General features: G+C 64.2%; 24 protein-coding genes and 1 pseudogene. 9 read left to right on the plus strand and 16 right to left on the minus strand.

What is annotated here, in order from left to right:
* The 5 genes from LU671_RS11350 to rplU form a co-directional block, all read right to left on the minus strand.
* Positions 1-447, minus strand: coding sequence for a CreA family protein (locus LU671_RS11350; RefSeq protein ID WP_232855760.1), 447 nt, complete (start codon positions 445-447; stop codon positions 1-3).
* 23 nt (positions 448-470) lie between these two features.
* Complete coding sequence (proB, locus tag LU671_RS11355; protein WP_203650531.1) at positions 471-1,589, minus strand: glutamate 5-kinase; 1,119 nt, start codon at positions 1,587-1,589, stop codon at positions 471-473.
* A gap of 87 nt (positions 1,590-1,676) precedes the next feature.
* Positions 1,677-2,900 (minus strand): Obg family GTPase CgtA, encoded by a 1,224-nt coding sequence (gene cgtA / locus LU671_RS11360; protein ID WP_110735931.1) that lies wholly within the window; start codon positions 2,898-2,900, stop codon positions 1,677-1,679.
* 187 nt (positions 2,901-3,087) lie between these two features.
* A complete protein-coding gene (rpmA, locus tag LU671_RS11365) occupies positions 3,088-3,345 on the minus strand; it encodes a 50S ribosomal protein L27 (protein WP_003247464.1) in 258 nt (85 codons plus the stop codon).
* A gap of 37 nt (positions 3,346-3,382) precedes the next feature.
* Entirely contained in the window at positions 3,383-3,697 is a 315-nt protein-coding gene (rplU, locus tag LU671_RS11370; RefSeq protein WP_003247466.1) for a 50S ribosomal protein L21, read from the minus strand.
* A 244-nt stretch (positions 3,698-3,941) separates the two neighbouring features.
* Between rplU and LU671_RS11375 the strand changes: the two genes are divergently transcribed.
* The 3 genes from LU671_RS11375 to LU671_RS11385 all read left to right on the plus strand — a co-directional run bounded on the left by LU671_RS11375 (position 3,942) and on the right by LU671_RS11385 (position 5,804).
* Complete coding sequence (locus tag LU671_RS11375) at positions 3,942-4,910, plus strand: polyprenyl synthetase family protein (protein WP_186712958.1); 969 nt, start codon at positions 3,942-3,944, stop codon at positions 4,908-4,910.
* A 155-nt stretch (positions 4,911-5,065) separates the two neighbouring features.
* On the plus strand, positions 5,066-5,407 hold the full coding sequence (locus tag LU671_RS11380; protein ID WP_043208469.1) for a zinc ribbon domain-containing protein YjdM: 342 nt from the start codon (positions 5,066-5,068) through the stop codon (positions 5,405-5,407).
* Between the two features lie 151 nt (positions 5,408-5,558).
* Positions 5,559-5,804: a PA4570 family protein gene (locus tag LU671_RS11385; RefSeq protein ID WP_028691179.1), complete on the plus strand. Its 246-nt coding sequence runs from the start codon at positions 5,559-5,561 to the stop codon at positions 5,802-5,804.
* 76 nt (positions 5,805-5,880) lie between these two features.
* On the opposite strand, the gene LU671_RS11390 is transcribed toward LU671_RS11385, so the two are convergent.
* The 5 genes from LU671_RS11390 to LU671_RS11410 all read right to left on the minus strand — a co-directional run bounded on the left by LU671_RS11390 (position 5,881) and on the right by LU671_RS11410 (position 10,721).
* On the minus strand, positions 5,881-6,498 hold the full coding sequence (locus LU671_RS11390; protein WP_203650529.1) for an FKBP-type peptidyl-prolyl cis-trans isomerase: 618 nt from the start codon (positions 6,496-6,498) through the stop codon (positions 5,881-5,883).
* An 85-nt stretch (positions 6,499-6,583) separates the two neighbouring features.
* Positions 6,584-6,889 (minus strand): DUF6482 family protein, encoded by a 306-nt coding sequence (locus tag LU671_RS11395; RefSeq protein WP_203650527.1) that lies wholly within the window; start codon positions 6,887-6,889, stop codon positions 6,584-6,586.
* A gap of 166 nt (positions 6,890-7,055) precedes the next feature.
* Positions 7,056-7,544 carry a TIGR00645 family protein gene (locus LU671_RS11400; RefSeq protein ID WP_203650525.1) on the minus strand — a complete coding sequence of 163 codons (489 nt, stop codon included), beginning with the start codon at positions 7,542-7,544 and terminating at the stop codon, positions 7,056-7,058.
* A 236-nt stretch (positions 7,545-7,780) separates the two neighbouring features.
* A complete protein-coding gene (locus tag LU671_RS11405; RefSeq protein WP_023631147.1) occupies positions 7,781-8,119 on the minus strand; it encodes a PA4575 family protein in 339 nt (112 codons plus the stop codon).
* A gap of 163 nt (positions 8,120-8,282) precedes the next feature.
* A complete protein-coding gene (locus tag LU671_RS11410) occupies positions 8,283-10,721 on the minus strand; it encodes a Lon protease family protein (RefSeq protein ID WP_203650523.1) in 2,439 nt (812 codons plus the stop codon).
* 254 nt (positions 10,722-10,975) lie between these two features.
* Between LU671_RS11410 and LU671_RS11415 the strand changes: the two genes are divergently transcribed.
* The 4 genes from LU671_RS11415 to LU671_RS11430 all read left to right on the plus strand — a co-directional run bounded on the left by LU671_RS11415 (position 10,976) and on the right by LU671_RS11430 (position 14,500).
* Positions 10,976-11,464, plus strand: a complete 489-nt coding sequence (locus tag LU671_RS11415) for a DUF3015 domain-containing protein (protein WP_028691183.1) — start codon at positions 10,976-10,978, stop codon at positions 11,462-11,464.
* 78 nt (positions 11,465-11,542) lie between these two features.
* The gene (locus tag LU671_RS11420; RefSeq protein WP_232855729.1) at positions 11,543-13,396 is read left to right on the plus strand and encodes an Lnb N-terminal periplasmic domain-containing protein; all 1,854 of its coding nucleotides are present in this window, start codon (positions 11,543-11,545) and stop codon (positions 13,394-13,396) included.
* A 180-nt stretch (positions 13,397-13,576) separates the two neighbouring features.
* Positions 13,577-13,933, plus strand: a complete 357-nt coding sequence (locus LU671_RS11425; protein ID WP_203652588.1) for a hypothetical protein — start codon at positions 13,577-13,579, stop codon at positions 13,931-13,933.
* A gap of 69 nt (positions 13,934-14,002) precedes the next feature.
* On the plus strand, positions 14,003-14,500 hold the full coding sequence (locus LU671_RS11430) for a GreA/GreB family elongation factor (RefSeq protein ID WP_232855730.1): 498 nt from the start codon (positions 14,003-14,005) through the stop codon (positions 14,498-14,500).
* Positions 14,501-14,634: 134 nt separating this feature from the next.
* Here LU671_RS11430 and gdhA read toward each other — a convergent pair whose 3' ends face one another.
* The 3 genes from gdhA to LU671_RS11445 form a co-directional block, all read right to left on the minus strand.
* Positions 14,635-15,975 (minus strand): NADP-specific glutamate dehydrogenase, encoded by a 1,341-nt coding sequence (gene gdhA / locus LU671_RS11435; protein ID WP_203650517.1) that lies wholly within the window; start codon positions 15,973-15,975, stop codon positions 14,635-14,637.
* 287 nt (positions 15,976-16,262) lie between these two features.
* Positions 16,263-17,930 carry an energy-dependent translational throttle protein EttA gene (ettA, locus tag LU671_RS11440; RefSeq protein ID WP_186734197.1) on the minus strand — a complete coding sequence of 556 codons (1,668 nt, stop codon included), beginning with the start codon at positions 17,928-17,930 and terminating at the stop codon, positions 16,263-16,265.
* Between the two features lie 227 nt (positions 17,931-18,157).
* Positions 18,158-18,553, minus strand: coding sequence for a hypothetical protein (locus LU671_RS11445; RefSeq protein WP_203650514.1), 396 nt, complete (start codon positions 18,551-18,553; stop codon positions 18,158-18,160).
* 1,096 nt (positions 18,554-19,649) lie between these two features.
* Between LU671_RS11445 and LU671_RS11450 the strand changes: the two are divergent.
* Positions 19,650-22,634, plus strand: a pseudogene (locus LU671_RS11450) (EAL domain-containing protein); the annotation flags it as partial.
* Between the two features lie 308 nt (positions 22,635-22,942).
* On the plus strand, positions 22,943-24,196 hold the full coding sequence (glyA, locus tag LU671_RS11455; protein ID WP_232855732.1) for a serine hydroxymethyltransferase: 1,254 nt from the start codon (positions 22,943-22,945) through the stop codon (positions 24,194-24,196).
* Positions 24,197-24,255: 59 nt separating this feature from the next.
* Here the strand turns inward: glyA and LU671_RS11460 are convergent, their stop codons facing one another.
* From LU671_RS11460 to yjiA, 3 genes are all read right to left on the minus strand, one after another.
* A complete protein-coding gene (locus tag LU671_RS11460) occupies positions 24,256-24,555 on the minus strand; it encodes a helix-turn-helix domain-containing protein (RefSeq protein ID WP_110739110.1) in 300 nt (99 codons plus the stop codon).
* A complete protein-coding gene (locus LU671_RS11465) occupies positions 24,552-24,944 on the minus strand; it encodes a type II toxin-antitoxin system RelE/ParE family toxin (RefSeq protein WP_232855733.1) in 393 nt (130 codons plus the stop codon). Before LU671_RS11465 ends, LU671_RS11460 begins: the two co-directional genes overlap by 4 nt.
* A 76-nt stretch (positions 24,945-25,020) precedes the next feature.
* The gene (yjiA, locus tag LU671_RS11470) at positions 25,021-25,998 is read right to left on the minus strand and encodes a GTPase (protein ID WP_232855734.1); all 978 of its coding nucleotides are present in this window, start codon (positions 25,996-25,998) and stop codon (positions 25,021-25,023) included.
* Between the last annotated feature and the right edge of the window lie 158 nt (positions 25,999-26,156).

Here is a 26,156-nt window from a genome sequence, read left to right on the forward strand (position 1 = left end):
TTACTGCTGTGCCCAAGGCACAATCGGAATCGCCGTCACCGCATTCTGCGGGCTGCCTTCGATCACCCGGTCGCTGTACACCAGGTACACCAGCGTATTGCGCTTCTTGTCGAGGAACCGCACCACCAGCATGGTCTTGAACACCAGCGAGGTGCGCTCCTTGAACACCTCCTCGCCATCTTTCAACTCACCCTTGAAGTGAATCGGCCCCACCTGGCGGCAGGCAATCGACGCCTCGGCACGGTCCTCGGCCAGCCCCAACCCACCTTTCAAGCCACCGGTCTTGGCCCGCGACAGGTAGCAGGTCACGCCGTCGACCTTCGGGTCGTCGAACGCCTCGACCACGATGCGGTCATTGGGCCCGACGAACTTGAACACGGTGGACACCTGGCCGATTTCCTCGGCCCCGGCCAGCATCGGCAGCAGCAGCGCCGCCACGGCAAACATCCTTTTCAGCACGGTGATCTCCTTCAGACCAGGACCAGGTTATCGCGATGCACCAGCTCAGGCTCGGCGCTGTAGCCCAGCAGGCTCTCGATGGCGTCGGACGGCTGGCCGATGATCTTCTGCGCCTCCAGGGCGCTGTAGTTGGCCAGGCCCCGGGCCACTTCCAGGCCATCGGGGCCGACGCAGACCACCATCTCGCCACGGCGGAAGCTACCCTGCACGGTCTTCACGCCCACCGGCAGCAGGCTCTTGTTCGATTCGCGCAGGGCCTTCACCGCGCCGTCGTCGAGCACCAGGGTGCCACGGGTCTGCAGGTGGCCGGCCAGCCACTGCTTGCGCGCGGCGAGCATGCCGCGCTCGGGCGACAGCAGGGTGCCCAGGCGCTCGCCGGCCTTCAGGCGATCCAGCACGCGCTCGATACGGCCACCAATGATGATGGTGTGGGCACCGGAACGGGCGGCCAGGCGCGCGGCGCGCAGCTTGGTCTGCATGCCGCCGCGGCCCAGGGCGCCACCGGTACCGCCGGCCACGGCGTCCAGCGACGGGTCGTCGGCACGGGCTTCGTAGATCAGCTGGGCTTCGGGGTTGTTGCGCGGGTCGGCGTCGAACATGCCGTCGCGGTCAGTGAGGATCACCAGCAGGTCGGCTTCCACCAGGTTGGCCACCAGGGCGGCCAGGGTGTCGTTGTCGCCGAAGCGGATCTCGTCGGTGACCACGGTGTCGTTCTCGTTGATCACCGGCACCACGCCCAGGTCGACCAGCGTGCGCAGGGTGCTGCGGGCATTGAGGTAACGCTTGCGGTCGGAGAGGTCGTCGTGGGTCAGCAAGATTTGCGCGGTGTGCTTGCCATGCTCGCCAAAGCTCGACTCCCAGGCCTGCACCAGGCGCATCTGGCCGATCGAGGCGGCGGCCTGCAGCTCGTTCATCGCGCTCGGTCGCGAGGTCCAGCCCAGCTGGCTCATGCCGGCGGCCACGGCCCCGGAGGAGACCAGCACCAGTTCCACGCCCGCTTCACGCAGGGCCACCATCTGCTCGACCCACACCGCCATGGCGCCGCGGTCGAGGCCCTTGCCATCGGCGGTCAGCAGCGCGCTGCCGATCTTCACGACCCAGCGCTGGGCGCCAGTCACCTTGCTTCGCATCTTCTCTTCCAACCTATGTCGAATCTGTAGATACCGTGGATACAAAAACGCCGCTCCAGAGAGCGGCGTTTAGTGTACTGCAACCGATCAGTCGCGCACGTAAATGATTTCCGGGCCGTCTTCGTCGTCCTCGAAGTCATCCCAGTCATCATCGTCACCGATGTCGTGCACGCTCTTGACGCCAGTACGACGCAGGGTGCGGGCATCGTCCAGGGCCTGCAGCTGGGCACGGGCCTCGTCCTCGATGCGCTGGTCGAGCTCGGCCAGTTCCTCGGCGTAGGCCGGGTCGTTGGCCAGGCGGTCGGCGCGGTCTTCGAGGTAGCGCATCAGGTCGTGGCTGAGCTTCTCGGTGCCCTGCTTGGCGATGGCCGAGATGACATAGACCGGACCGTCCCAGTTCAGGCGCTCGACCACTTCCTTGACGCGCTCATCCTTCTCGTCGTCCATGATCATGTCGGCCTTGTTCAGCACCAGCCAGCGCTCACGGTCGACCAGCGCCGGGCTGAACTGCGCCAGCTCGTTGATGATGATCTCGGCGGCATCGGCCGGGCTGCTGCCGTCCAGCGGCGCCAGGTCGACCAGGTGCAGCAGCACGCGGGTACGGGCCAGGTGCTTGAGGAAGCGGATGCCCAGGCCGGCACCTTCGGAGGCGCCTTCGATCAAGCCGGGGATGTCGGCGATGACGAAGCTCTTCCAGCGGTCGACACTGACCACGCCCAGGTTCGGCACCAGGGTGGTGAACGGGTAGTCGGCGACTTTCGGCTTGGCGGCCGAGACCGAGCGGATGAAGGTGCTCTTGCCGGCGTTCGGCAGGCCCAGCAGGCCGACGTCGGCCAGGACCTTCATTTCCATCTTCAGGTCGCGCTGATCGCCGGGCTTGCCCGGGGTGGTCTGGCGCGGCGCCCGGTTGGTGCTGGACTTGAAGCGGGTGTTGCCCAGGCCGTGCCAGCCGCCCTGGGCGACCATCAGCTTCTGGCCCGGGGTGATCAGGTCACCGATGACTTCCTGGGTGGCTGCGTCGATCACGGTGGTGCCCACCGGCACGCGCAGGAACAGGTCATCGCCCTTCTTGCCGGTGCAGTCGGTGCTGCCGCCGTTGGAGCCGCGCTGGGCTTCGTGGTGACGGGTGTAGCGGTAGTCGACGAGGGTGTTGAGGTTCTCGTCGGCCACCATGTACACCGAACCGCCGTCGCCACCGTCACCGCCGTTGGGGCCACCGTTCTCGATGAATTTCTCGCGGCGGAAGCTCATGCAACCGTTGCCGCCGTCACCGGCCTTAACCCGGATCGATACTTCGTCTACAAACTTCATTCAAAACCGCCTCTCGTCGGACGACGAGTCGAAAACCAGAAAACCATGAGGCTCTTGCAAAAATGAGCGCGGCGGCCCCGTACCATCAGAAACCAACGCCGGCAGCCCAGACAAACAGCTTTGCAAGAGGCTCACCACAAACGAAAAAGCCCCGTCGCATGACGGGGCTTCTGGAGCGACGTCGCGATTAAGCGGCGACGATGCTCACGTAACGGCGCATGAACTCGCCTTTCTTCTCGAACTTGATCACGCCTTCGATCTTGGCGAACAGGGTGTGATCCTTGCCCATGCCAACGCCGTAGCCAGCGTGGAATTCGGTGCCGCGCTGACGGACGATGATGTTGCCCGGCTTGATCACCTGGCCGCCATACATCTTCACGCCAAGGCGTTTAGATTCTGAGTCGCGACCGTTACGAGTACTACCACCAGCCTTCTTGTGAGCCATGGTTCAATTCTCCAATAAATTCAGGGGATCGGGGCGATTAAGCCTGGATACCGGTGATTTTGATTTCGGTGAACCACTGGCGGTGGCCCATGCGCTTCATGTGGTGCTTACGACGACGGAACTTGATGATGCGAACCTTGTCGTGGCGGCCTTGCGAAACGACTTCGGCCACTACTTTAGCACCAGCAACAACTGGAGCGCCGATGGTGACTTCTTCACCGTTGGCGACCAGCAGGACGCGATCGAAGGTCACGGATTCGCCAGTGGCGACTTCCAGTTTTTCGATCTTGAGGAATTCACCTTCAGCGACTTTGTACTGCTTGCCGCCGGTAACGATTACTGCGTAAGACATGGTATTTCTCCGATAATCCTGCTCACCCAGCGCTTTATATGATGAGTATTGGCTGGCATGGCTGCACAAGGCTGGAACGGCCCGGTGCAATTGCGTAAGGCAGGTGCTGCCCAGGAAGTTAGGGTGCGCGATTGTACGCAACCCCATAAATGCTTGCAAGTACCGGCCCGGGGCCACGGCCACCGCGCCTTGACACACCGGGACCCGCGACCTAGCATGCCGCGCAACCTCAATGGAGCAGCCGATGCAACCCCAATCCTTCTACCGCGCGGTAGCTGATGATTTCAGCGCCGTCGACGAGATCATCAAGAAGCAGCTGACCTCGCGCGTCCCGCTGGTATCGAAGATCGGCGACTATATCACCTCCGCCGGCGGCAAACGCCTGCGCCCGCTGCTGGTGTTGCTGTGCGGCAAGGCCCTGGGCCGCGAAGGCGACGACCTGCGCCTGCTGGCGGCGACCATCGAGTTCCTGCACACCGCCACCTTGCTGCACGACGACGTGGTCGACATGTCCGGCATGCGCCGTGGCCGCTCCACCGCCAACGCCCTGTGGGGCAACGCGCCGAGCGTGCTGGTGGGCGACTTCCTCTATTCGCGCTCGTTCGAGATGATGGTCGAGCTGGGCTCGATGCCGGTCATGCAGATCCTCTCCAAGGCCACCCGGGTGATCGCCGAGGGTGAAGTGCTGCAGCTGTCGCGCGTGCGTGACGCCAGCACCACCGAAGAGGTGTACATGGACGTCATCCGCGGCAAGACCGCGATGCTGTTCGAGGCCTCGACCCACAGCGCCGCCGCGCTGGCCGGCGCCACCGACGAGCAGCGCGAAGCACTGCGCACTTTCGGCGACCACCTGGGCGTGGCCTTCCAGCTGGTCGACGACCTGCTCGACTACAAGGGCGACTCCGAGACCCTGGGCAAGAACGTCGGCGACGACCTGGCCGAAGGCAAGCCGACCCTGCCGCTGATCTACACCATGCGCGAAGGCACCCCGGAGCAGGCCGCGCTGGTGCGCCAGGCGATCCAGAAAGGTGGCCTGGAAGACCTGGAGCAGATCCGCATCGCCGTCGAGGCATCCGGCGCCCTGGACTACACCGCGCAGATGGCCCGCGACTACGTCGCCCGCGCCATCGCCTGCCTGGAAGTGCTGCCGGCCAGCGAGTACCGGGATGCCCTGGTCGAGCTGAGCGAGTTCGCGGTCGCACGCACCCACTGATTCATCGCAACACCCTCATCGCGGGGCAAGCCCGCTCCCACGCCAGCACACATCATGGCGTGGGAGCGGGCTTGCCCCGCGATGCATTTGTGCAGCCAGCACCAAAACCTTATACAATGTGCGCCTTTACCCGCCTGTACTTGAAAGGAAACGCCGTGAGCACTCTGCCACCCTGCCCCAAATGCAACTCCGAATACACCTATGAGGATGGCACCCAACTGATCTGCCCCGAATGCGCCCACGAGTGGTCGGCCAACGGCGAAGCCGAAGCCGCCAGCGACGACGTGGTGAAGAAGGATTCGGTCGGCAACGTCCTGCAGGACGGCGACACCGTCACCGTGATCAAGGACCTCAAGGTCAAGGGTTCGTCCCTGGTGGTCAAGGTCGGCACCAAGGTCAAGAACATCCGTCTGTGCGATGGCGACCACGACATCGACTGCAAGATCGACGGCATCGGCGCGATGAAGCTCAAGTCCGAGTTCGTGCGCAAGGTCTGATCTCCTGCCCCTCGGGGCTGCCCTGCGGGCGGCCCTGACAGATCCTGCAACAGGATCGCCTGCACCATTTGGAAGATTTCTTCCAGTAGTCTCTTGCTATTTTGATAATAAGAATTATTCTCATTGGAAACGCTATCCAAGGAGAATAGCCATGACCTATCTGATCGACGCCTGGCTCGACCGCCCCCACCCCTACCTGCGTATCCTCCACCGCGAGACTGGCGAAGTGTGCGCCGTACTCGAGGAAGACGCGCTCGACGAACTGCGTGACCAGGGTGACCTGGACCTCACGGGGTTGAATTCGAGTGAACCCGGGGTGCTCAAGGAGCTGGTGAGGAATCTGTTTCTGTTCTGCTATGCGCGGGCGTTGCGCCCGGGGGGAACGGATTGGAACTGAAAGGCATCGCGGGGCAAGCCCGCTCCCACTGGTGCTCTGCTACCTCGTGGGAGCGGGCTTGCCCCGCGATCAGGCATTACAGAACGTCGAGCAGCTCGACGTCGAACACCAGGGTGCTGTGCGGCGGGATGCTGCCGACGCCCTGGGCGCCGTAGGCCAGCTCGCTCGGCACGTACAGGCGCCATTTGCTGCCGGCGTTCATCAGCTGCAGGGCCTCGGTCCAGCCAGCGATCACGCCACCGACCGGGAATTCGGCCGGCTGGCCGCGCTCGTAGGAGCTGTCGAACACGGTGCCGTCGATCAGGGTACCGTGGTAGTGGGTACGCACGTTGTCTTCGCGGGTCGGCTTGGCGCCTTCGCCTGCGGTCAGCACTTCGTACTGCAGGCCCGAGGCCAGGGTCACGATGCCTTCGCGCTTGGCGTTGAAGGCCAGGAAGTCCTTGCCGGCGGCAGCGGCGGCTTCGGCCTTGGCTGCGGCTTCGGCCTGCATCACTTCGCGGATGACCTTGAAGGCGGCCGACAGGTCTTCTTCGCTGACGCGGCTGTCGGCGCCGTTGAAGGCGTCGGTCAGGCCGGCAACGATAGCGTTCAGGTTGACGCCTGGTGGCGGGTTGTCACGCAGCTGGCCGCCCAGTTGGCGGCCGATGCCGTAGCTGACGCGGGATTCGTCGGTGGACAGGTTGAGTTCGGACATTGGCTTGCTCCGCTTAAGGGCGCACTGCATCCGCGCCCTAATGAAAAGGGCGAGCAGCCTAGCACACTGGTGCCGCGCGAAGCAGCTACCAGGCCGAACGCTGGGAAATCGGGACCTTGAGGTCTTCTTCCGGGTGCAGACCCAGGCCACACATCTCATCCTGCACGGACCAGTGCACCAGGTTCATCGATAGCAAGGGGAGCGATTGCAGAAGCTGCCGCGCATCCTCCACCGAATGCACGCGCAGACGCTGGCCGCGGGTATCGGCCAAGGGGTGGGGACGACCCTTGACCCGGGCCTCGAGCAGGTAGTCACCGCCCTCGATGGCGATCAGGTTGAGTTCGTCGACATGGCCAGCCCTGGCCTCGGCATTGAGCTGATGCAGGTTCATGGGCGTACCTCGCTGCGGGAACCACGCATGAGTGCTCATTTTTTGTACGACAACGGCGAAAGCACAAGCTGCCGTCGGTCAGAAAGATCGCGGGGCAAGCCCGCTCCCACGCATACCTTGAGGGTTGCGTGGGAGCGGGCTTGCCCCGCGATAGCGCCCAAACCAATCAGTGCTTGGTAATGCGATCCAAATAACCCATGACAAACGCCGAGATGACGAAGGTCATGTGGATGATCACGTACCACATCAGGTAGTCGGTGGAGATGTTCTGCGCATCCATGAACACCCGCAGCAGGTGGATCGACGAGATGGCGACGATGGACGCGGCGACCTTCATCTTCAGCGACGAAGAATCCATCTTGCCGAGCCAGTTGAGCTTCTCCTTGCTGTCGTCGATGTCCAGCTGCGAGACGAAGTTCTCGTAGCCCGAGATCATCACCATCACCAACAGGCCGCCGACCAGCGACATGTCGATCAGCGACAGGATCACCAGGATCAGGTCGGCTTCGGCGAGGGTGAAGACGTTGGGCAGGACATGGATGATTTCCTGGAAGAACTTCAGGGCCAGTGCCAGCAGGCCAAGCGAGAGGCCGAAGTAGATCGGGGCGAGCAGCCAGCGTGAGGCATACATCGCGTTTTCGAGGATACGTTCCATGGACAGTAGGGGACTCGTGAAGTGACTGGAAAAGCGAGCGCGAGTATAGCCAGCCACCTGTGACAGCAAAAGCCTGCGGCTGGTTGCCGCACGTGGGAACGGGCTTTGTGGAGGCGACTTCGTGGGAGCGGGCTTGCCCCGCGATGGCGCCAGCCATCTTGTCACAATGGCCAGGCCGGGCCTTTATCGCGGGGCAAGCCCGCTCCCACGGGAACCTGGTTCCACAGCAAAGACGCTCAGGTCTCCGGATGGAACTGATAGTCCCCAAGATTGCGGCAACGCTCACCGTTGATCCGGCGCAACTGCGCCTGCAGGTGCAGGCACCAGATCTGCGGGTCTTCCGCGACCTGATAACCATGAAGGGTGAGGCTGTCGACGATGGCGTTCATCACCGACTCGGCCACCATCGGCCCATGGAACGGGCCCTGGGCCTTGATCGCCGAGGGTTGTTCGCCGGCCATGCCGGCGGCGAACAGCAAGGTCCACATGCCGTTGTCCCCGGCCAACGGACGGATGCTGCATTCGATGCGGGTCACCAGGCCCAGGCACTGGCGGGTGAGGCTGAGGTTGCGCATGGCGGCGTCCCCTCTGTAAAGCCCTGTTCAGCCTGAAACCCTCAGGCTGTTTCCATCCTGAACCCTGACAACGTCCTTAAGTTCCACTTTAGCCGAGCTGAGGAAAAAGTTGGAAAACCGGCGCTGAACGGTAGCACATGGCCGCCAGCGCCGGTTTATTGACTCAGGCAGGCTTGGCCTGGGCGATGACCTCCTCCATGCGCTCCTTCTCGGCCTCCTTGATCTCCTCCTCGCTGATCATCTCGGCGATCACCCGCAGGCGCTCGACCACCCGGGCGTTGACGCTGCCCTCGGCGAATTCGCCCTTGTCGTCGACCGCGCCGGCTTCCTCGCCGACCAGCAGGCTCAGCGCCTCGTCGGCCTGGCTGACGGCGTAGACATGGAAGCGCCCGGCCTCGACCGCCTGCACCACCCGCTCGTCGAGCATCAGTGTGGCGACGTTGGCCCGCGGGATGATCACGCCCTGTTCGCCGGTCAGGCCACGGGCCTCGCAGAGACGGAAGAAGCCTTCGATCTTCTCGTTGACCCCGCCGACCGCCTGCACCTCGCCGAACTGGTTGATCGAGCCGGTGATGGCGAAGCACTGCTTGAGCGGCGTGCGCGACAGCGCCGAAATCAGTGTGCAGGCCTCGCCCAGCGAGGCGCTGTCGCCATCGACGTAGCCGTAGGACTGCTCCAGGGCGATGCTCGCCGAGATCGCCAGGGGGAACTCCTGGGCGTAGCGGCTGCCCAGGTAGCCGGTGAGGATCATCACCCCCTTGGAGTGGATCGGCTGGCCGAGGTTGACCTCGCGCTCGATGTCGACGATGCCGCTGCCGCCGGGGTAGACGGTGGCGGAAATCCGCGCCGGCATGCCGAACGCCGAATCACCGACCTCGAGCACGGTCAGGCCGTTGCACTTGCCGATCGCCGCGCCTTCGGTGTCGATCAGGATGATCCCGGCGAGCATGTCGTCGAGCACCCGCTGCGACACCCGCCCGGTGCGCTGGGCCTTGGCCTTGAGCGCGCGCTCGATGTGGCCGGCATCGGTCATGGCCTCGTTGGCCAGCTGGCGGATGAAGTCCGCCTCGCTGACCAGCTGGAACAGGTCGCCGATCCGTGCCGACAACCGCGACTGGTTCTCGGCCAGGCGCGCGCTGTAGGTGGCCAGGCGCGCCACCGCATCGCTGGTCAAAGGCGCCATGCCCTCTTCGTTGGTGCGGGTGCGCAACAGCTGGGCGAACTGCTCCAGGTTCTCGTCGACCATGGGCATGTCTTCGTCGAAATCCACCAGCACCCGGAACATCTCCTGGAAGTCCGAGTCGTGGTCCTGCAGCGCGTAGTACAGCTGGCGCGAGCCGATGATCACCAGCTTGACGCTGAGCGGGATCATCTGCGGCGTCAGGCTGACGGTGGCGACACGACCCAGTTCGCCCAGCGGCGACTCCATCTTCAGCTTGCGCGATTGCAGGGCGCGCTTGAGGGCGTCCCACACGAACGGCTCGCCGAGCATCTTCTCCGCTTCCAGGATCAGGAAGCCGCCGTTGGCGCGGTGCAACGCCCCCGCGCGCAACTGGCGGTAGGAGGTGTATAGCGCGCCCTGGTCGGTGCTGTATTCAATGCGGCCGAACAGGTTGTCGTAGGTCGGGTGCGGCTCGAACACCACCGGCGCCCCGCCCTTGCCGGGATGGCCGACCACCAGGTTGGGCGCGTACTGCTCCTCGAGCATCTTGCGCGCCACGGCGTCGGTCTTGCTGTCATCGACCAACTGCTCGACCACGGTGCGCAGCAGGTTCAGCTGCACCGATTGCAGGTAGGCGCACACTGCGGCGTTTTCCGCGTACTTCTCCGACAGCGGCGCCAGCAGCGGCTGCAGGGCGAGGGTGATGGTCTCTTCATTGAGCTGGCGCAACTGGTTGTTCGATTCGCGCTTCCACTGCGGCAGGCTGGAGAGCTCCTCGTTCAGGCGTTCCTCCAGCTCGGCGATGTCCTCGTGGAAGCGCTCGCGCAACGCCTCCGGCAGTTGGGCGAATTCGGCTTCATCCAGCGCCTTGCCATCGGCCATGGGGGTGAAGGCGACATTGCTGCTGTCGCGGTACAGGGCCACGTCCTTTTCCAGCGAGGCCCGTTCGATCACGTCCAGCGCCCGGTCGTAACGCTGGTTGAAGGCGCGGTCGATGGCGCTCTTCTTCTGCTGGTAGGACGGGTGCTCGAACACCGCCGGGAAGGTGGCCAGCAGGTTGTCGATCAGCCCGTTCATGTCGCTGATGAACTCATGGGCGCTGCCGGACGGCAGCTCGAGGGCGCGGGGCTCGCGGGAGTCCTCGAAGTTGTTGACGTACAGCCAGTCGGCCGGGGTGTGCTGGCGCTTGCCTTCGGCCTTGAGGTAACGCTTGACGAACGAGAAGCGGCCCGTGCCGGGCTCGCCCATCACATACACGTTGTAACCGGGGCGCGGCATGGCCACGCCGAACTGCAGGGCCTCGACGGCACGCTCCTGGCCCAGGACGCCACGAAACGGCTCCAGGTCGTCGGTGTTGGAGAAAGCGAACTGTTCAGCGGAGAAACGCCGGGTCAGGGCTTCGGGCGCGAGACGCAGGCGCGAGGCGACAGAATCGGGCATTGGGTTTCCTTACTTCGGCGGGGCGGATGGAAGGCATTCTGGCGCCGCCAGCGCGCAGCGGCAAGGCTCCGTGGGACTTTATGTCACAGCCCAACATGGCCGATCGCGCAAGCAATTTTTCGCAATAAACAACGCAACCTTTGGATCGTGCCTAAACTCCAAGCTGCGCAGGGGGATGGAAATCCTCCCGCCCTGGCAACCGCGTTGCCAGAACCCTGACCATTGGTACGTCACTTGAGAAAGAGAACAACGCTATGAAACGGATTCTTCTGGGTACTCTGTTCGCCGCTGTCTCGATCAACGCCATGGCCGAAGCGCCGGGCGGCCCGAACTGCGGCTGGGGCAACCTGCTGTTCGAGGGCCAGCGCGGCACACCGGCCCACTTCCTGGCTTCCACCACCAACGGCACCTCCGGCAACGCAACCTTCGGCATGACCTCGGGCACCAACGGCTGCTCGACCAAGGCCGCGCTCACCTATGGCGGCAAATCCTGGTTCGCCATGAACGGCATGATGAACGAGCTCTCCGAAGACATGGCCCAGGGCCAGGGCGAAGCCCTGACCACCTATGCCGTGGTCCTCGGTGTAGCCCCTGAAGACCGCGCGCGCTTCGCCGCCGTCACCCATGAGCACTTCCAGCAGATCTTCAGCAGCGCCGACGTGACTGCCGAGACTGTCCACTCCAACACCCTGGCCGTGCTCAAGAGCGACCCGCAACTGGCCAAGTACGCCACCGAGGCTTGAGTTCCACGCCTCCCGCCCCGGTTGCGGGGCGGGTTTGGCGCTTCACCTTCCGGCATCATCAGGATGTAGTTGCCCGACATGCTCAAACGCCTCGCTTCCCTGGCGCTGCTCGTCAGCGCACCGATTCATGCCGCACCCCAGCTCGACCCGGCCCGCGTCCAGCAGTTGGCGGCCACGCCCTACTGGATCGCCCTCGGGCACTACGAGACCGCCAAGCTCGGCGGCTGGCGCAGCTATGTGGACGATCGACGCTTCTTCCTCGCCGAAGATGGCGCCCATCACCCGGACCTGGAGCTGCAGGCCACGGTCGCCGCCCTGTACGCCCCGGCCAGCCTGGGCGACAAGCATGCCCAGTGCGTGTTCCCCGCACGCACCCGCTGGCTGCGCGAGCAGCTGGACCTCACCGGCCTGCCGAGCCCGGACTGCCAGGAATTCAAGACCTGGTACAAATCCATCGACCCGCACAGCGCAACGCTGATCTTCCCAGCGGCCTACCTCAACAGCCCGTCGTCGATGTTCGGCCACACGCTGCTGCGCATCGACCAGTCCAACACCCGCCGCGACGACACCACGCTGCTGAGTTACGCGATCAACTTCGGCGCCTACATCGAAGGCAGCGACAACAGCATCCTCTATGCCTGGAAGGGCCTGATGGGTGGCTATCCCGGCCTGTTCGCGATGATGCCCTACCAGGAGAAGCTCTCCGAGTACCGCAGCCTGGAAAACCGCGACCTGTGGGAATACCAGTTGGACCTGACGCCCGAGGAGACCGGACGCATGGTCGAGCACGTGTGGGAGCTCAAGCAGATCAAGTTCGACTACTTCTTCTTCGACGAGAACTGCTCCTACCGCCTGCTGGAACTGCTGCAGGTGGCACGCCCGAGCCTGGACCTGACCTCGCAGTTCCCGCTGACCGCCATTCCCACCGACACGGTCAAGGCGGTCAAGCAGTCGGGGCTGGTCTCCGACGTGCGCTACCGCCCCTCCCGCGAGCGCGAGCTGCTGGCCCGCGCCGAGCCGCTGGACCATGAGGAGAAACAGCAGGTTTTGGCCATCAGCGCCGACACCGCCCAGCTGCAGAGTCCTGACTTCACCGCCCTGCCCCGCGAGCGCCAGGCGCTGGTGCAGGATGCCGCCTACCGCCTGGAACGCTACCGGGCCAACGGCCAGGAACGCGACCCGGCCCAGGCCGCGCGCAGTTTCGAACTGCTCAAGGCGATCAACCGCAACCCGCCGCCACCGCTGGCGATCGAGCGTCCAGGCCTGCCCGAGGACGGCCACCAGTCGCGCACCTGGCAACTGGGGGTCGGCAGCCGCGAGGACCGCGCCTATGCCGAGTACGGCCTGCGCATGGCCTATCACGACCTCAACGACAACCTGTATGGCTTCCCGCTGGGCGCGCAGATCGAGATCCTCCAGCTCAAGCTGCGCCAGTACGAGGGCAACGACTGGCAGGTGCAGCGCCTGGACCTGGCCACCATCCGCTCGCTGACCCCGCGCAATGAGTTGCTCAAGCCCTGGTCGTGGCAGGTCGCCGGGGGCCTGGAGCGGGTGCCGGGCAAGCACGACGACGAGGTGCTGGTCAGCCATGTCAACGGCGGCGCCGGCGGCACCTGGCAGCTGGGCGACGACCTGCTGGGCTTTGCCCTGGGTACAGTGCGGGTTGAACACCACAATGATTTCGCCGAGTTCATCTCGCCGGCGGCCGGGTTCAATGGCGGGCTGCTGTGGCGCAATCCGCTGGGCAACCTGACCCTGGAGGCCAAGGGGGATTACTTTGCCAATGGCGAGGTACGGCGCAGCGTTAGCCTGAACCAGCAGTGGGAGATTAGCCGTGACCTGGGGCTGAGGTTGAGCGCTTCGCGGCAGTTCAGTCATCTGGCCACGGCGCAGAACGAGGTGATGCTGGAACTGAAGTGGTATCAGTATTGAAACCGTGGGGTCGCTGCGCAGCCCTTTCGCGGCACGAGGCCGCTCCTACACTGTAGGAGCAGCCTTGCGCCGCGAAAGGACCGCAAAGCGGTCCAGGTGCAATCCTTCGACAGCGTTTTGACATCGCGCCGACAATTCCCCTCCTAGACTTTGCGCTATCACTCCGAGGGGCTGGTGGCCATGTTGCGGTACGGGTTGGGATTGTGCGTCGTGTTACTGCTGGCGGGGTGCGAGACCACCCACGAACAGATGGTCAATCAAGGCTATCCCCCCGCCTACGCCGACGGCTTCCAGGACGGCTGCAGCAGCGGTCGCCAGGCCGCCGGGCTGATGGCCGGCGACTTTCGCAAGGATGTCCCGCGCTACCTGCGCAATCGCCAGTACGAAAGCGGCTGGGACGACGGCTTTCGCCAGTGCCACTCGATGCAGTCCAACGAAGACCTGCGCGAATACCGCGAACGCTACTGGGATGAGCGCGACCGCGACTGGCAGCAGGAAAAGGACCAGGACGCCGCCCGCGCCTATCGCCGCAAGTGACGTCGCAAACGGACAACCGTTGCAACCCGCAACCTGCCACCATGGTCTCCAGTACAAGGAGGCCTTTGCATGAGCCGAGCATTCGTCAACGAGGACCAGGCCGCCGCCCAGGCCAGCCAGCCGGTGGAGCGACGCGTCAGCGACCAGCCCAACTATGTCACTGCCAGCGGTCTTGCCCAGTTGCAGCAACGGCTGGCCGCGCTCAATGCGCTACGCGGCGAGCTGCAAGCGCAGGGCGAGCGCGCCGACCGACAGCGATTGGCCGATACCGAGCGTGACCTGCGCTACTTCAACGCCCGCGTACAAAGTGCGCAGGTGGTGCCTACTGCCACGTCCACGCAGAAGGTACAGATTGGCAGCCGGGTGCGCTTTGTCGATGAGAATGGCCAGGAGCATCAGGTGCAACTGGTGGGCGAGGACCAGGCAGATGCGCAGCATGGGCTGATCAACTGGGGCTCACCGCTGGGGCGGGCGTTGCTGGGGGCGGGGCCTGGGGATGAGGTGTTGTGGCGAAGGCCGGCGGGGGATCAGATGATCGAGATTGCCGGGATCGAGGTTGAGGGTTGAGGGGCTGCTTTGCAGCCCTTTCGCGGCACAAGGCCGCTCCTACAGGTATTGCGCAAAGATTGGACCATGCGCTGTACCTGTAGGAGCGGCCTTGTGCCGCGAAAGGGCCGCAGAGCGGCCCCTGCGATCCGAGATCAGACCACGCCCTGGGCCAGCATGGCATCGGCGACTTTCACAAAGCCCGCGATGTTGGCGCCTTTCACATAGTTGATGCGGCCATCAGCCTCTTCCCCATAATGCACGCACGCATGGTGGATCGACTGCATGATGTGGTGCAGCTTGCTGTCCACCTCGCCTGCAGTCCACAGCAGGCGCATGGCGTTCTGCGACATCTCAAGGCCCGACACGGCCACGCCACCGGCGTTGGAAGCCTTGCCCGGCGCATAGAGGATGCCGGCCTCGATGAAGATATCCACAGCCTCCAGGGTAGTCGGCATGTTGGCGCCCTCGGCCACGCAGATGCAGCCGTTGCGCAGCAGGGTACGGGCGTCCTCGGCGTTCAGCTCGTTCTGGGTGGCGCACGGCAGGGCGATGTCGCACGGCAGGCTCCACGGCGTCTGCCCCTTGCGGAACTCCAGGCCGAACGGCCCGGCCAGCTCGCTGAGGCGGCCACGCTTGACGTTCTTCAGTTCCATCAGCGCATCCCATTGCGCGTCGCTCAGCCCGGCTTCACAGAACAGGGTGCCTTCGGAGTCGGACAGCGAGATGACCTTGCCGCCCAGGTCCATGACCTTGCGCGCGGCGTACTGGGCAACGTTGCCGGAGCCAGAGATCGCCACGCGGCGACCGTCGATGCGCTTGTCCTGGCGCTTGAGCATCTCTTCGGCGAAATACACGCAGCCGTAGCCGGTGGCCTCCGGACGGATCAGGCTGCCGCCGTAGGTCATGCCCTTGCCGGTCAGCACCGAGGTGAACTGGTTGGCCAGGCGCTTGTACTGACCGAACAGGAAGCCGATCTCGCGGGCGCCGACGCCGATGTCACCGGCCGGCACGTCAAGGTCGGCGCCGATGTGACGGTACAGCTCGCTCATGAATGCCTGGCAGAAGCGCATCACTTCGGCGTCGCTCTTGCCCTTCGGATCGAAGTCCGAACCGCCCTTGCCGCCGCCCATGGGCAGCGAGGTCAGCGAATTCTTGAACACCTGCTCGAAGGCCAGGAACTTGAGCACGCCCAGGTTCACCGACGGGTGGAAACGCAGGCCGCCCTTGTACGGGCCGATGGCGCTGCTCATCTGGATGCGGTAGCCGCGGTTGACCTGGACCTTGCCCTGATCATCGACCCACGACACACGAAACAGCACGGCGCGCTCGGGCTCGACCATGCGCTCGAGGATGCCCGCCTGCAGGTAGTGAGGATTGGCTTCGAGGAAAGGCCACAGGCTGCGCAGCACCTCCTCCACGGCCTGGTGGAACTCGGGCTGGGCCGGGTCGCGCTGTTGCAGGCGGGCCAGGAAATCGTCGACAGATTCGATCATGGTAGACATCTCACCAAGAGGGATTGTTTTTGGTTTTTTCCCGAATGTACCAAGAACCAATCGCACTGGAACAGGGCGAGATGTCGTTTTTATGAAATTATTTGGTGCAATTTCTATAAGTGTATACAGAATCAATGACTGAATCGTGAGAGCGGGCTTGCCCCGCGATTGCCTGAGCGCGAGCCATCGCGGGGCAAGCCCGCTCCCACGCAAACAAAACAAACAGCATATTCCAGGCACAAAAATGGGGCCCCGAAGGGCCCCATTCTTGTGCAACCGAAACCGCCTTACTGGGCCAGTTTCTTGTGACGCACACGGTGCGGCTGGGCAGCGGCGTCGCCCAGGCGCTTCTTGCGGTCGGCTTCGTACTCGGTGTAGTTGCCCTCGAAGAACACCACGCTCGAGTCGTCCTCGTACGCCAGGATGTGAGTGGCCACACGGTCCAGGAACCAACGGTCGTGGGAAATCACGATGGCGGCGCCCGGGAAGTCCAGCAGGGCTTCCTCCAGGGAACGCAGGGTTTCGACGTCGAGGTCGTTGGACGGTTCGTCGAGCAGCAGGACGTTGCCGCCCTCCTTCAGGGTCAGGGCCAGGTGCAGGCGGCCACGCTCACCACCGGAGAGGTCCTTGACGAACTTCTGCTGGTCGCCGCCCTTGAAGTTGAAGCGGCCGACGTAGGTGCGCGACGGGATCTCGTAGCTGCCGATGCGAATCTGGTCGGAACCGTCGGAGATCTGCTGGAACACGGTCTTGCTGCCGTCCAGGTCCTCGCGGCTCTGGTCGACGCAGGCCAGCTGCACGGTTTCGCCGATCTCGATGCTGCCCGAGTCCGGTTGCTCCTTGCCCATCAGCATGCGGAACAGGGTCGACTTACCGGCACCGTTGCCGCCGATCACGCCAACGATGGCGCCCTTGGGCATGGCGAACGACAGGTTGTCGATCAGCACGCGATCGCCGTAGCCCTTGGTGACGTTCTTGAACTCGATGACCTTGTCGCCCAGGCGCGGACCGGCCGGGATATAGATCTCGTTGGTCTCGCTGCGCTTCTGGAATTCCTGCGACTGCATCTCTTCGAAGCGCTGCAGACGGGCCTTGGACTTGGACTGGCGGGCTTTCGCGCCTTTGCGCACCCACTCCAGTTCCTCTTTCATGGCCTTCTCGTGGGCGCTCTGCTGCTTGGATTCCTGGGCCAGACGATCCGACTTGGCCTCCAGCCAGCCCGAGTAGTTGCCTTCGTACGGGATGCCGGCGCCGCGGTCCAGTTCGAGGATCCAGCCGGCGACGTTGTCGAGGAAGTAACGGTCGTGGGTGATCGCCACCACGGTGCCGGGGAAGTCGTGGAGGAAACGCTCAAGCCAGGCCACCGAGTCGGCGTCCAGGTGGTTGGTCGGTTCGTCCAGCAGCAGCATGTCGGGAGCCGACAGCAGCAGGCGGCACAGGGCCACGCGGCGCTTCTCGCCACCGGACAGGTGCTCGATCCTGGCGTCCCAGGCCGGCAGGCGCAGGGCGTCGGCGGCGACGTCCAGCTGACGCTCCAGGTTGTGGCCGTCGGCGGCCTGCAGGATGGCCTCGAGCTTGGCCTGCTCGGCGGCCAGCTTGTCGAAGTCGGCATCCGGGTCGGCGTAGGCGGCGTAGACCTCGTCCAGGCGAGCCTGGGCGTCCTTGATCACGCTGACCGCTTCCTCGACCACTTCACGCACGGTCTTGGTCGGGTCCAGTTGCGGCTCCTGGGGCAGGTAGCCGACGTTGATGTCGGGCATCGGACGGGCTTCGCCGTCGAATTCCTTGTCGACGCCTGCCATGATCCGCAGCAGGGTCGATTTACCCGCGCCGTTCAGGCCCAGCACGCCGATCTTGGCGCCCGGGAAGAACGACAGGGAAATATTCTTGAGAATTTCCCGCTTCGGCGGCACGACCTTGCTCAGCCGATGCATGGTGTAGACGTATTGAGCCAAAACCAAGCCCTCTATCAGATAGGTAAAGACACGCGCCCCGGCATGGGCCAGGGGGATGTAGTTACGGGGTGTCGTTGAACAAAGTGGGCCATTCTACGCCAAGTCGCGGCGTTGCACAGATGGGGTAGATGGCGGGGCCGCTCGGCGGCTATCGCGGGTCAAGCCCGCTCCCACGCCACGGCATTGTTTCGTGGGAGCGGGCTTGACCCGCGATAGGGTGAGCAGGCTCAGACGTGAGCTTGCTTTACCTTGCCACGCGGCAAACGGCAACGGTCCGACTGTTCGGACAGACGCGCGGCCCAGGCGGCCTTGACGCTGAAGCCACCGCTGCGAGCAGGTTTTTCAGCAGCCTTGGCGGCGGCGGGCTTGCTCGCGACCTTGGCGGGCGCGGCAACAGGCTTGGCAGGCGCCGGGGCGACGGGCTCGACCGCAGGCTTGGCCTGTTTGCGCAGTTCGGCCAGCGACGGCGTCTTGTTGGCACTGACGGCAGCCGTGTCCGGCTTGGCCAGCGAACGCTGGCAGGTCTTGCAGGATACGTCCTCGGCCACGGCCGTGCTGACCAGGGTCTGACTGCTACGCCCACAGGCGGAATCGAGGCCGTTGGAGGAATAGTGGGTAACCAAAACCGTACATCTCCGTTGCGTTGACTATGAAGCGGGCGGCATTCTCGCACAGGTTGCAGGGGCTTGCCGAACCGACATGACCGGCTGCTGACCAGACCGCGGACACACGGACTGGCACTTTGCCATATTTGAAGGCATGCTAGTCGGCTTCTCGCCTGCGTCTTATAGTGCGCAGCGACCACGGCACGCGCCGTGCATGCTGCGAGAACCCAACCCCTGCCATCGCCAGCCCAATCGCAGGACCCAACGCTTGACCAATCTCACGCAACCGTCATCCCTGCGGCCTGCCGACACCTCGGCCGGCGCACACCTGCGTGGCTCGCTCAAGGGGGCGCTGGCCCTGCTCGCCCTGGTTTTGCTGGGCTTGCTGCTGTGGCAACTGTTCGCCCAATTCCGCCATACCCAGGCCGACCTGCGCCAGCACAGCCTGGCGACCAGCGCCGAACTGGCCGACCACCTGAGCCTGAACATGGCGCTCAAGGCCCAGCAATCGCTGAACCTGGTCCAGCCTTACGTCAAACCACCGGCGCCCGCCGCCCTGCCGAGCCTGCTCACTACCTTGCAGGCGCGCCTGCCGGCCCTGCGCGACCTGGCCTGGCTGGACGCCGCCGGGCAGGTGCGCAGCGACAGCCTCGACGGTACCCCGGACCGTCAGCTGATTGACGACCTCCTGCAACTGAATCAGGGCCGCGCCTTCTTCTATGGCAACGGCCCCGACAATAAACAGGTGTACCTGCTGCTGCGCCAGCCGACCGAACAGGACCGCGGCTACTGGCTGCTGCGCCTGAGCCCGGACTACTACTCAGAGCTGACCCGTCACCTGGACGGCCCCACCCACCCCCTGTGGCTGCTGGAAAACAGCCGCAGCGGCGAGGTCATCGAGCACCACGGCCACCGCCAGACCAGCGATGAACCGCTGCAGAGCGTGATGCTTGCGTTCATCGACAACAGCACCTGGCAACTGCGCGGCCTGTTCGACGCCGGCCTTGCCCGCGACAAACTGCTGCCGGCGCTGATCGGCAAGTGCGTGCTGGTGCTGTTCTGCGCCCTGCTGCCGGTGCTGGCGCTGATCAACATGCGCCGGCGCCAGCGCGCCCTGCAGGAAGATCGCCGACGCTACCAGGAAATCTTCGAGGGCACCGGCGTGGCCCTGTGCGTGCTCGACCTCTCCAGCCTGCCCGGCCAGCTCGACCGCTATCACCTGCGCAACCGCGCCGCGCTCAAGCAGAGCCTGGCGCTGGACACCAGGCTGCGACGCACACTGCTGGCGGAACTGAAGATCACCGAGATCAACCAGGTGGCGCGCCAGTTGCTCAACGTCGACTGCCACGAAGGCGCCTGGCAGCGCCTGATCGAAGGCAGCGGCGACAGCCGCGACAGTGTCGGCATGCAGTTGCTCGACGCGCTGATCGAAGAGCGCCAGCAGCTTGAGCTGGAAGTGCGCCTGCCCGCCCCGCTGGGCGGCGAGCTGCACCTGTGGCTGATGGCCCGCCTGCCCCAGCAGCGTCGCGACTACCAGGCGGTGATCCTGAGCATCAGCGACATCACCAGCCGCAAGCAGGTGGAGCTGTCGCTGCTGGAGCGCGAAGGCTTCTGGTCGGATGTGGTGCGCACCGTGCCCGACCAGCTCTACGTGCAGGACGTCAACAGCCAGCGGATGATCTTCAGCAACCGCCACCTCGGCCAGACCCTGGGCTACGACCGCGTGGAGCTGGCACAGATGGGCGACCGTTTCTGGGAGATGCTCCTGCACCCCGGCGACGCCGAGCACTACCGCGCCCTGCGCCAGCAGCAGCGCGATACCAGCTACGGCGAGTCGCTGCACTGCCAGCTGCGCTTCCGCCACCGTGACGGCGGCTGGCGCTGCTACGACATCCGCGAACAAGTGCTGACCCGCGACAGCGAGGGCCTGGTCACCCGCATCATCGGCGTGGGCAAGGATGTCACCGTGCAGATCGAGGCCAGCGAGTCCCTGCGCGACAGCGAACAGCGCTACCGCATGCTCGCCGAGAGCATCAGCGACGTGATCTTCTCCACCGACAGCCAGCTGCAGCTGAACTACGTCAGCCCCTCGGTGCAGGCGGTGCTGGGCTATCAGGCCGACTGGATCTTCGCCAACGGCTGGCAGTCGATCGTCGCCAACCCCGCCCAGCTCAGCGGCGTCTACAACCTGCTGGAGCGGGTCAGCAAGGTGCTGGGCGACAGTGAGCAACTGGCCCAGTTGCGCAGCACCCTGCCCACCCAGCTGTTCCTGTTCGACTGCCTGCGCGCCGATGGCCGCAAGATCCCCATCGAATTGCGCCTGGTGCTGGTGTGGGACGAACACGAGCGTTTCGAGGGCGTGCTTGGCGTGGGCCGCGATATCAGCCAGCAGCGCCGGGCCGAGAAAGACCTGCGCATGGCCGCGACAGTGTTCGAACACTCCACCTCGGCGATCCTCATCACCGACCCGGCCGGCTATATCGTCCAGGCCAACGAGGCCTTCAGCCGGGTCAGCGGCTATGCCGTGGCCGAGGTACTCGACCAGCTGCCCGGCATGCTCACCGTCGAACAGCAGCAGAGCGCCCAGCTGGGCTACGTGCTCAAGCAACTGAGCCAGCGCGGCACCTGGGAAGGCGAGGTCTGGCTCAAGCGCCGCAACGGTGAGCACTACCCGGCGTGGGTGGGCATCACCGCAGTGCTCGACGACGAGGGCGACCTGGCCAGCTACGTGTGCTTCTTCACCGATATCAGCGAGCGCAAGGCCAGTGAACAGCGCATCCATCGCCTGGCCTACTACGATGCCCTGACCCACCTGCCCAACCGCACACTGTTCCAGGACCGCCTGTACACCGCCCTGCAACAGGCCGAACGGCAGAAGGCCTGGGTGGTGCTGATGTTCCTCGACCTCGACCGATTCAAGCCGATCAACGACTCCCTCGGCCATGCCGCGGGCGACCGCATGCTCAAGGACATGGCCGAGCGCCTGCTGGCCTGCGTCGACGACGACGACACCGTGGCGCGCATGGGCGGCGACGAGTTCACCCTGCTGCTGCAGCCCAAGGCCAGCCGCGAGCAGGCGCTCAACCGGGCCATCCATGTCGCCGAGAACATCCTCGAGGGGCTGGTCACGCCGTTCGTCCTGGAAAACCGCGAGTTCTTCGTCACCGCCAGTATCGGCATCGCCCTGAGCCCGCAGGACGGCAGCGAGCTCAGCCAGCTGATGAAGAACGCCGACACGGCGATGTACCACGCCAAGGAACGCGGCAAGAACAACTTCCAGTTCTACCAGACGGACATGAACGCCAGCGCCCTTGAGCGCCTGGAGTTGGAAAGCGACCTGCGCCATGCCCTGGAGCAGAACGAGTTCATCCTCTACTACCAGCCGCAGTTCAGCGGCGACGGCAAGCGCCTGACCGGCGCCGAGGCGCTGCTGCGCTGGCGCCACCCAACCCGCGGCCTGGTGCCGCCGGGCGACTTCATCCCGGTGATCGAAGAGCTGGGCCTGGTGGTCGACGTCGGCGACTGGGTGCTGCGCGAGGCGTGCCGCCAGCTCAAGGCCTGGCACAAGGAGAAGGTGCGGGTGCCGAAGGTGTCGGTGAACATTTCCGCCCGGCAGTTCTCCGACGGCCAGCTGGGCACGCGCATCGCCACCATCCTCGAGGAAACCGGGCTGCCCCCGGCCTGCCTGGAGCTGGAGCTGACCGAGAGCATCCTGATGCGCGAGGTCAACGAGGCCATGCAGATCCTCGACAGCCTGAAGAACCTCGGCCTGAGCATCGCGGTCGATGACTTCGGCACCGGCTACTCGTCGCTCAACTACCTCAAGCAGTTCCCCATCGACGTGCTCAAGATCGACCGCACCTTCGTCGACGGCCTGCCCGAGGGCGAGCAGGACGCGCAGATCGCCCGGGCAATCATCGCCATGGCCCACAGCCTCAACCTGGCGGTGATCGCCGAGGGCGTGGAAACCCACGAGCAGCTGGAGTTCCTGCGCGAGCACGGCTGCGACGAGGTGCAGGGCTACCTGTTCGGCCGGCCGATGCCGGCCAACCAGTTCGAGGCGCAGTTCAGCAACGAGACGTTGTTCATGTTCCAGTAATCGCAAAACCACACGGCCCTGTAGGAGCGGCCTTGTGCCGCGAAAGGACCGCAAGGCGGTCCCCGCCAACCTTGCATCAACGCTGAAATCCTGGGGCTGCTACGCAGCCCTTTCGCGGCACAAGGCCGCTCCTACAAGGGCACGGCGTAGCGCCGGAAAAGCGGACCCAAAAGTCAACTCCAGCCCAGAAACGGCGCGGGTTGCAACATGAGGGCCATTGGTCCGCGACTTGATGCCACTTCATATGCCAGCGGCGAATCAATCGGTTAGAATGCACCCCCAATTCTGCCCGATCCTTGAGGACCGCCATGTTCAGCCGTGATTTGACCATTGCCAAGTACGACGCCGAGCTCTTCGAAGCCATGCAGCAAGAAGCCCTGCGCCAGGAAGAGCATATCGAGCTGATCGCTTCGGAAAACTACACCAGCCCGGCGGTCATGGAGGCCCAGGGTTCGGTTCTGACCAACAAGTACGCCGAAGGCTACCCAGGCAAGCGTTACTACGGTGGTTGCGAGTACGTCGACGTCGTCGAGCAACTGGCCATCGACCGCGCCAAGGAACTGTTCGGCGCCGACTACGCCAACGTCCAGCCGCACGCCGGTTCCCAGGCCAACGCCGCTGTCTACCTGGCCCTGCTGTCGGCCGGTGATACCATCCTCGGCATGAGCCTGGCCCACGGCGGTCACCTGACCCACGGCGCCAGCGTTTCCTCCTCGGGCAAGCTGTACAACGCCATCCAGTACGGCATCGACGCCAACGGCCTGATCAACTACGACGAAGTCGAAGCACTGGCCCTGGAGCACAAGCCGAAGATGATCGTCGCTGGCTTCTCCGCCTACTCGCAAGTCCTGGACTTCCCACGCTTCCGCGAAATCGCCGACAAGGTCGGTGCCTACCTGTTCGTCGACATGGCCCACGTGGCTGGCCTGGTCGCCGCTGGCGTGTACCCGAACCCAGTTCCGTTCGCCGACGTGGTCACCACCACCACCCACAAGACCCTGCGCGGTCCGCGTGGCGGCCTGATCCTGGCCCGTGCCAACGCCGACATCGAGAAGAAGCTGAATTCCGCGGTCTTCCCGGGCGCCCAGGGCGGCCCGCTGGAGCACGTCATTGCCGCCAAGGCGATCTGCTTCAAGGAAGCGCTGCAGCCTGAGTTCAAGGCCTACCAGCAGCAAGTCGTGAAAAACGCCCAGGCCATGGCCAGCGTGTTCATCGAGCGTGGTTTCGACGTCGTTTCCGGCGGCACCCAGAACCACCTGTTCCTGCTGTCGCTGATCAAGCAGGAAATCTCCGGTAAGGACGCCGACGCCGCCCTGGGCAAGGCTTTCATCACCGTCAACAAGAACTCGGTCCCGAACGACCCACGTTCGCCTTTCGTCACCTCGGGCCTTCGTTTCGGCACCCCAGCCGTCACCACCCGTGGCTTCAAGGAAGCCGAGTGCCGCGAACTGGCTGGCTGGATCTGCGACATCCTGGCCGACCTGAACAACGAAGCGGTGATCGACGCCGTGCGTGAGAAGGTCAAGGCCATCTGCAAGAAGCTGCCGGTGTACGGCAACTGATTGGCAGACGCCTGATGTGAAAAAGCCCGGCCATGTGCCGGGCTTTTTTGTGCTTCTTCTCAGCGAGTTGTTGCGACATCCGGCACGAGACGTATTTCCACGCGCTGCCCCAACGCCCTCGCCGCACTGGCCAGCGTTGCCAGCGTCATGCCGGCATCCGTCTGATCAAGCGCTCGATCGACCGCCGTACGGCTGGTGTGCATGCGCTCGGCAAGCGCCTTCTTGCTGACCTTCTGCTGCTTCATCGCCTCAGTCAGCTGCCAGGCAATCACCCGTTTGAGCGCTGTGGCCGTGACCTCCTCCAGAATGCCTTCTTCGGCAAGAAAATCATCGAAATCCGAACCGATGTGCGGGTTCATATCGTTTGCCTCCGCAAGCTTGCCCTGCGCTGCCTGGCCAATGCGAGGTCGATCGAGGGCGTCTTTTGACTTTTCTTGATGAATCCATGGAGCAAGACCATCACCCCATCGGTGATCGTGAACATCACCCGTCCCACGCTATCCCCCAGGTCGATACGGATCTCCCAGAGTCCGCTTTCCATCTTCCGAACCAGAGGCATGCCAAGCGGCCAACCGAATTGAACAGACTTGATCTTGTTTCCGATCAACCTGTGCTGGTTGCGCGGCAACGCTTTCAACCACTCCCGCACTGGCTCATTACCGAGGTCACTGCGAAAGAAAAACACCCGAAGCTGTGGATGTGACTCGACCAAGTGTACCAAAAAAGGTACCTCTTTCAAGGGGGCCATAGCGTATGGCCAACGAATTGAACGAGGCAAAAAAATGCCGCCATTCGGCGGCATCAACCAGTCAGCTACGTCCCACTCATGCGTGATACAACGCCTCAAACCCTGCCCGAATATTCTCCTCCGGCAACTCATCGGCGATGAACACCATCACGCTTTCCCGCTTCTCGCCTTCCTTCCACTCGGCGTCCCAGTCGAACCCGTACAGCTTCAACACCCCCTGGAACACCAGGCGGCGGTCCTCGCCGGCAATGTTCAGTACCCCCTTGTAGCGCAGCAATTGCTTGCCGTGCTCTTCCAGCAGCTCGTTCATGAAGTCGCTGAGCCGATCGATGTCCAACGGCGTTTCAGTGCGCAGCACCAGCGTCGAGATACGGTCAGGCGTGGCCGGCTTGAGCACCGGGCGCAAGGTGGGCTTTGGGCTGATGCCCAGGTCCGGGTTGAGGTTGAAGCCGCGCACATCGAGTAGCTCGGCCAGGTCGATGCGGCCGTGCTCGACCACACGGATCGCCGCCCGGCCATTGATGCGCGCCAGGCGCTCGCGCAGGGCTTCGACCACCTGCGGCTCGACCAGGTCGGTCTTGCTGAGCAGCAGGCGGTCAGCGAAGCCGACCTGGGCCTGGGCGATGGCCTGGGTCAGGTGCAGCTCGGCGTGGGCAGTGTCGACCAGGGTGATGATGCCGTCGAGGATATAGCGCTCGCGCAGCTCTTCATCGATGAAGAAGGTCTGCGCCACCGGTGCCGGGTCGGCAAGGCCGGTGCATTCGATGACCAGGCGATCGAAGGCGATTTCACCGGCATCCAGCCGTTCGAGCAGCAGGTACAGGGCCCGGGTCAGGTCGCCATGGATGCTGCAGCACACGCAGCCGTTGGCCAGGGTCATGACCTGCACCGGTTCATCGCCCAGCAGCTGGCTGTCGATGCCGGCCTCGCTGAATTCGTTCTCGATCACGGCGAGCTTCAGGCCATGCTCGGCCTTGAGCATGTGCTTGAGCAATGTGGTCTTGCCGGCGCCAAGGAAGCCGGTCAGCACGGTAACGGGAATCGGCGTTTGCACGCGGAAATCTCCTGTGCGGAAAAAAAAGAAAGGCCGCGATCCCTTGCAGGAGCGGCCTTGTGTCGCGACAGGGCCGCAAAGCGGCCCCAGATTTTCAGGTTCGCAGCAGATATTGCCGGGGCCGCTGCGCGGCCCTTTCGCGGCACAAGGCCGCTCCT

The organism is Pseudomonas sp. NMI760_13 (genome assembly GCF_021283245.1).
Lineage (GTDB): Bacteria > Pseudomonadota > Gammaproteobacteria > Pseudomonadales > Pseudomonadaceae > Aquipseudomonas > Aquipseudomonas peradeniyensis.